The following is a 6,334-nucleotide window of genomic DNA, read 5'->3' as shown; positions in this document are numbered from 1 at the left end:
ACCCAGTACCAGACCCTGCTCCAGCGCCTGCGCGAACTGGATACCAAGGCACAGCTGCAATTGGCCGATAGCCGCGTGGTGAACGCTGCCTTGGTCCCCGCACAACCATCTTTCCCGAACAGGAAACTGATGTTCTTTGTGTCGGTTGCCTTCGCGCTCGTTCTTGGCGGCGCCATTGCAGTGCTGCGGGAACATTTCGTCGGCGGCTTCACCAGCGAAGAACAGATCGAGCCCGTGCTCAGGGCAAAGCTTGCCACCGTCATTCCGAAGCAGGCTGTCGATGCGAACCTGACCACACACAGCGTGGCCGACCTTGTGGTCACGTCGCCTCTATCGGTCTTCTCCGAAAGCATCAGGCGTATTCGCGTGGGTGTCGAGCGGCTGCTGTTTGAGAAGACGGCTCAGGCCACGGGGCAAGATCGCCGCGAATGCGTTGTTGTGCTCGTGTCATCGTCCGAGCCGAATGAAGGAAAGTCCACAGTATCGCTTGCCCTCAGCCGAACCCTGGCAAAATCCGGTAAGAAGACGCTGCTGATCGACTGCGACTTCCGCAAGCCGAGCATCAATAGCCTTCTAGGCGTAGAAAGAAGCTCCTGGTTCGCTGACCTGTTGCAGGGCACGGAGGCGGCGCAGTCGGTCTCCAAGCAGACAATCGCCGATCCGCTCTCCGATCTCTCCGTTATCGTCGGCGATCGCGTGACGGACATGGCAACCGACGATCTGGTGATGGGCGAGCGGTTCTCGCAGATCATTTCCGCGGCCCGTCGCCACTTCGAATACATCGTTATCGACACGCCGCCTGTCGGTCCCGTGGTCGACGCTCTTTATCTCGCGCGGCATGCAGACTTCATCGTGTTCGTTGTTCGCTGGGCCAGCACGTCGCAGACTCTGGTCCGCAAGTCCCTGACGGCATTGATCGAGAATGCTCCGAAGGGAACGCCGGCGATGGTGGCGATGAACCAGAAGGAAAATACGCGCAATGATAGCTCGTATCGTTACTCCGGATACAGTCATTAGAGCGTCTCCTGGCTGATTGAAAGCGTCGGCGCTTTAAGAATCAGGTGCGGTCTGAGGCAAACTATTGCCGATCGAGGTCGGCGGATGTCAAAAGCTCTCTGTGGAGATCAACAAGTTCGCGTTCTTGCTGCTGCTTCTGCCGTCGTTACTCACCGTGAAGCTGCTGATCCCTCCTTCTCAAAACCTTCCTTGCCCTGTCCCTAGCCCAGGCCCCACTCGGCATGGTCATGATCGGCAGCGGATTGGTCTTTCTCTCCGTGTCCGGCCAGGATCAGTAAGCGGCAAGGAGACCCCATCTGGCGCGACTGATGCTCAGCAGGGTATTTCGGGCGTACGAGTTTTCTGAATGTGAGGATCTATGTCTAGACTTGCGGCGAGCCTTGGGTTGATGCCAATGATCCAGGCGGTGCCCGATCGCCTTGACGGGTCGCCGCGTCAGTTGCGGCGATTCTGGTCCAACGATTTCAAGGCCACAGCAGTTGAGCAGGGTTGTCAGCCCGGTGTGAACATGTCGGCAGTTGCGCGGCAGATCGGGATCCTGCCGGCTCAACTCTACCGCTGGCGCAGAGAACTGTTCGGCAGTGATGAGCCTGGACAAGCAGCCGCGGCAGTTGATCCGCAGAGCGTCGGACCTGACCCCGACCCTGTCGTCGAAATCGTCATTGGCGGTATCGTCGTGCGGGCCGGCCGGTATGTTGAAGAAGCACATCTGCAGCGTATCATCCGTAAGCGGCAAGGAGACCCCATCTGGCGTGGCTGATGCTGGGCAGGGTATTCCGGACATACGAGTTCTCTGAATGTGAGGATGTATGTCTAGGCCTGCGGCTAGCCTTGGATTGATGCGAATGATCGAGGCGGTGCCCGATCGCCTTGACGGATCGCCGCGACAGTTGCGGCGGTTCTGGTCCGCCGAATTCAAGGCCACAGCGGTTGAGCAGGCCTGTCAGCCCGGTGTGAACATATCGGCAGTCGCGCGGCAGATCGGCATCCTGCCGTCTCAACTCTACCGCTGGCGCAGAGAGCTGCTGGGCAGTGAAGAACCTGGACAAGCAGAACCGGCAGTTGGATCCCAGAGCGCAGCACCTGGCTCCGACTCCATCGTCGAAATCGTCATTGGCGGTATCGTCGTGCGCGCTCCCGTCGATGCTGACGAAGCTCATCTGCAGCGCGTGATCCGAGCGGTTCTCTCAGCATGATCCCCACAGGCGTAAAGGTCGTCCTCGCCAGTCATCCCATCGACTTCCGCAAATGGCCCGACAGCCTGCTGTCGTTGGTGCGCGACGCCGGCAGTGATCCGTTCAACGGCTCGCTTTGTGTCTTCCGGGCCAAAAGGGCCGACCGTGTCAAGATCGTCTGGTGGGATGGATCCGGTTGTTGATTTCCACTGAGAGCTGACCCGGCGGGGGTGCGGATAAAAAGTTGGACTGCTTCATAAGATCAGGCCGAGGCCTTTACGATATTCGACTGGGCTGAGCGATCCCAGCGATATCTTGATGCGCTTCTCATTATACCAGCGGATATAGGCATCCACCTCGCCGACGAACTGTTCGATCGTCATGGCCTTCCAGTCCCGGGGATAGAAGAGTTCGGTTTTCAACCGGCCAAAGAACCCTTCGCACGCGGCATTGTCTTGCGAGCAACCCTTTCGGGACATCGAGCGAACCAGTTTCGCTTCGCTGACCCGGGTTAGCCAGCCTGGCCAGCGATAATGAGCTCCGCGATCGGAATGGACGATTGGCCGTTCCACCGCTTCGGTTACGGTCTCAATGGCTGCATCTAGCATGGTGTTGACCAGCCCTGCATCTGGTTGCGTTCCGATGGACCAACTGATCACCATGCCGTCGAAGCAATCGATGATAGGCGAAAGGTAGACCTTCCCGGCTGGGATTTGGAACTCGGTGATATCTGTCAGCCACTTCAGGTTTGGCGCTTTTGCATGGAAGTCGCGATTGATTACGTTCTCGGGCGCCGGACTGATTTCTCCCAGATAGGATCCGAAACGCTTTCGACGTGGCCTTGCGACGACCAACTGCTCCTGCTTCATCAAGCGCTGGACCACCTTTTTGTGTTTCGGCGTGCAAAATTGGCTCTGACTCACTTTTGATGAATTTTGGGCGTCGGCTGGCGTTGGTTTTGCAAAAGGAATCAGCGCCATGGTTCATTCGCTTCGCCCCTCCGCACTCATGCCTCGTGGCTTTGTCATTGATGAGACAGCTTCTGCTGGCGATGCCATCATACTCACTGTCCGATCGACGGATATATCCAGCCGTTGTCCAGGCTGCGGCACAAGATCGGAGCGGATACACAGTCGTTATCATCGACACCTGAACGATCTTCCCATCGCGGGAAAGTCTGTGCGATTGGTTATTGCCGCACGCCGGTTCCATTGTGACGCAGTGCTGTGTGGCCGAAGGATCTTTACCGAGCGCTTTGAGACAGATGTCCTTGCGCCATGGGCTCGGCGCACCGCGCGGCTTGATCATATTGTCCATCATCTCGGGCTTGCTTTGGGTGGGCGACCGGCGGCAACTATCGCCCGCAGACTGATGGTGCCGGTCAGCAACGACACCTTGTTGCGCGTCGTCCGGCGGCGAGGCACCCCGCGTTTCGTTCCGCCAACGGTGATCGGCATCGACGACTGGGCGTGGCGGCGCAACCAGCGCTACGGGACTATCATCTGCGATCTCGAACGGCGCAAAACCATTGCACTTCTGCCGGACCGAGAACCGGCGACCGCTCAGGCCTGGCTTTCGGATCAGCAGCAGATCAATATTGTCGCCCGCGACCGCGGCGGCGCCTACGCCCTTGCCGCGGCAAAGGCGTTGCCAGAGGCAACCCAAGTGGCCGATCGATGGCATTTGATGGAAAACGCCAGTCGGGCATTCCTCGACGCCGTCCGTAAATCCATGCGACAGATCAGAACTGCGATCGGGTCCGCAACGATCAATCCGGACCTGCTGACGGCCGCTGAGCGGATCCAGTATCAGGGATATCTTCATCGAGAAGACGCAAACGCTGCGATTCTGGACTTGGCTAAGTCCGGTGTTGCAATCAAAGAAATTGTTCGTCGCACCGGGCACAGTCGTGGCCTCGTCAGGCGGGTGCTACGCGGGCAGCGATCCGACGTGTTCCGGGTGCGGGAGAACTCGCTCGAAGTTTATCTGCCATGGCTCGATGCTCAATGGAGTGCCGGTCACCGCAATGGCGCGCAGTTGTGGCGAGAGTTAACGCGCCAGGGTTTCCGGGGCTGCCTTCGTGTTGTCACCGAGTGGGCGACGCGTCGCAGAAGGGCGGAAATGATGGATTGTTATGCCTTGAGCCGTACGCCGTCGGCACGGGCTGTCGCACGCCTCATGACCATCGGCCGCGATGATCTTTCCAAGTCTCAGACCGTTACGGTTGCCGCCATTGAAGGCGGAGTGCCTCAACTCGTCGAAGCGCGGGAAGTCGTCGCCGCTTTCCAAGCCATGATCCGCAAGAAATCTCTCGCCGATCTCGAACCATGGCTGGAACGCGCCCGACCAAGCTTGGTCGCAGCCTTCGCCAATGGTGTAGCCAAAGACCGGGCAGCCGTGAGTGCCGCGATCAGTTCGCCCTGGTCAAATGGACAGACAGAGGGGCAAATTACCAAGCTCAAGCTTGTAAAACGCCAGATGTACGGCCGAGGGAAAATCGACCTCCTTCAGGCGTGTGTCATCGGCGCCGGATAGGCCTCTGACCACCAAAAGTGCGTCAGAGCCAACTTTGCGTGCCGATTGACAACCTTTTCCGAGATTGTCACGCTCTGCCTGGCCAACGACGCCTGTAGCCTGCGATAGCCGTAACAACGATGGTTCGTTTCAAAGATTTCCGTCATGCTGCGGCGGATAGCGACATATTTGTCTGCCAGGCCCACACGGATCCTGTGGTAGAAGTAGGAGCTACGCGCCAAGCCCAATTGGGCAAGAAGTTCCGGCACGCGATAGATATTCCTAAGGGCGTCAACCAGCTGTGTCTTCTCCCGATTACTCAGGATCTGCAGATCGACGCCCAGGCCTTTTTTAGGAGTTCATTGGCCTTCTTCAGGAGATCATGCTTGAGTTGCAACTGGCGGACATCACGCTGGAGGGCTTCGAGCCGTCGCTCGAGTTCTTCACGTTCTGGCACTTTAGCGTTGGTTTTGCGGCGTTTCATCGATGAAGAAGCCTCATGACCGAGAAGCTGGTCTTTCCAGCTATACAATGTCGGCCTTGAGACGCCCAGGCGGTCAGCCAACTGTTGAGCGCTTTCATCCCCATTGCACAGCCCGATGACCCCCGCTTGCCGGAGCTCATCGGAATAGCCACGGCGCCAAGATCGACCAACCATGGATGAGCGCGCCTCCGGAAAGACCTCCCGGACCCATGCGGTTAGAGTTCCGCGACCAGGGTAACCAAGCGCCCTCATCGTCGAAGAGATGCAACGATCGTGAGTGCGGTAATGCTCAAGGGCAGCCTGCTTTTGGGCCTCGGAAAATTTTGGCGCTCGAGCTACCGCCTGAACACGCAAGTCGCGATTCTCCACGTACTCTCGGTACCAACCCTTCAGGGCATTCTTTCTGGGATAACCCAACTGGCGAATGGTTGCCTTGAGCCGCTTGCCAAGCCGGATGTAGAGCTCAACGGCTCGAAGTCTGTCTGCGTAGGAATACATGAACTACCTCCTTGGTGGTCCAAGTTTTCGTCCGCACCCCCTATCAGGCCGCGCCGGGTCAGCTCTCAGTGGAAATCAACAGCCAGGTCTTTTGTGGTATCCGCCAGTCGATACCTTCCAACAGATAACCGAGCTGTGCGGGCGTGACCACAACTGTGCCATCGGCCGCTGATGACCTGAAAAAGCGGCCACGCTCCATCTTCTTCGTGAATAGACAGGCTCCTTGGCCATCATGCCAGATCACCTTGGTCAGGCCACCGCCTCGGCCGCGGAATACGAACAGGTGCCAGTACATCGGGTCGCGCTTCAGCGCCTCCTGCACCATCAACGACAGACCGGGGAAGCCTTTGCGCATATCGGTATGGCCTGTCGCCAACCAGACCGTTCACCCCACTCGGCACCGGGATTACGGCAGGCCCAATACAATCGAGAATGCGGCCAAGCGCTTCGGTATCGATATCGCTATCAACGTGGACACGCCGACCTCGACCAAGTTCAATCATTACATCGCTACGCTTCCGACGAGGATGGGATGTCGCAGGCGGTACCGGTGTCAGTACCGGAGCAATACTCCCCAATAGCGCCGTTTGAATCTTCCCCAGGTGCTGCGGCCGCCGGTCTTCCGGGGCGCGCCCCGGAAGACCGG

6 protein-coding genes and 2 pseudogenes are annotated in these 6,334 nt (G+C 58.4%); 5 read left to right on the top strand and 3 right to left on the bottom strand.

The genetic code is table 11. The features are described from left to right. The 4 genes from B9A97_RS28955 to tnpB (B9A97_RS28940) all read left to right on the top strand — a co-directional run. Positions 1-1,017, top strand: a 1,017-nt coding sequence (locus B9A97_RS28955) for a tyrosine-protein kinase family protein (protein WP_179145435.1), incomplete at its 5' end; no start/stop codon positions are given. 394 nt (positions 1,018-1,411) lie between these two features. Then, positions 1,412-1,777: a transposase gene (locus tag B9A97_RS28950; protein WP_179145434.1), complete on the top strand. Its 366-nt coding sequence runs from the start codon at positions 1,412-1,414 to the stop codon at positions 1,775-1,777. Between the two features lie 85 nt (positions 1,778-1,862). Next, positions 1,863-2,213 (top strand): transposase, encoded by a 351-nt coding sequence (locus B9A97_RS28945; RefSeq protein ID WP_244564405.1) that lies wholly within the window; start codon positions 1,863-1,865, stop codon positions 2,211-2,213. Then, positions 2,210-2,395: an IS66 family insertion sequence element accessory protein TnpB gene (gene tnpB / locus B9A97_RS28940; RefSeq protein ID WP_084369289.1), complete on the top strand. Its 186-nt coding sequence runs from the start codon at positions 2,210-2,212 to the stop codon at positions 2,393-2,395. The genes B9A97_RS28945 and tnpB (B9A97_RS28940) overlap by 4 nt, the downstream gene beginning before the upstream one ends. A 51-nt stretch (positions 2,396-2,446) precedes the next feature. Here tnpB (B9A97_RS28940) and B9A97_RS28935 read toward each other — a convergent pair. Next, positions 2,447-3,079 (bottom strand): annotated as a pseudogene (locus tag B9A97_RS28935) (IS3 family transposase); the annotation flags it as partial. A gap of 91 nt (positions 3,080-3,170) precedes the next feature. Here B9A97_RS28935 and B9A97_RS28930 point away from each other — a divergent pair. Then, positions 3,171-4,727 carry an ISL3 family transposase gene (locus B9A97_RS28930; RefSeq protein WP_084369288.1) on the top strand — a complete coding sequence of 519 codons (1,557 nt, stop codon included), beginning with the start codon at positions 3,171-3,173 and terminating at the stop codon, positions 4,725-4,727. A 41-nt stretch (positions 4,728-4,768) separates the two neighbouring features. Here the strand turns inward: B9A97_RS28930 and B9A97_RS28925 are convergent. Both B9A97_RS28925 and tnpB (B9A97_RS28920) read right to left on the bottom strand, forming a co-directional pair. Continuing rightward, a pseudogene (locus B9A97_RS28925) lies at positions 4,769-5,688 on the bottom strand (transposase); the annotation flags it as partial. Between the two features lie 58 nt (positions 5,689-5,746). Further along, positions 5,747-6,043 carry an IS66 family insertion sequence element accessory protein TnpB gene (tnpB, locus tag B9A97_RS28920; protein WP_084369287.1) on the bottom strand — a complete coding sequence of 99 codons (297 nt, stop codon included), beginning with the start codon at positions 6,041-6,043 and terminating at the stop codon, positions 5,747-5,749. Between the last annotated feature and the right edge of the window lie 291 nt (positions 6,044-6,334).

Source organism: Rhizobium sp. RU36D (assembly GCF_900176345.1).
Lineage (GTDB): Bacteria > Pseudomonadota > Alphaproteobacteria > Rhizobiales > Rhizobiaceae > Allorhizobium.
The sequence above is the reverse complement of the archived record's forward strand: the minus strand, read 5'-3'. Positions and strand labels throughout refer to the sequence as shown.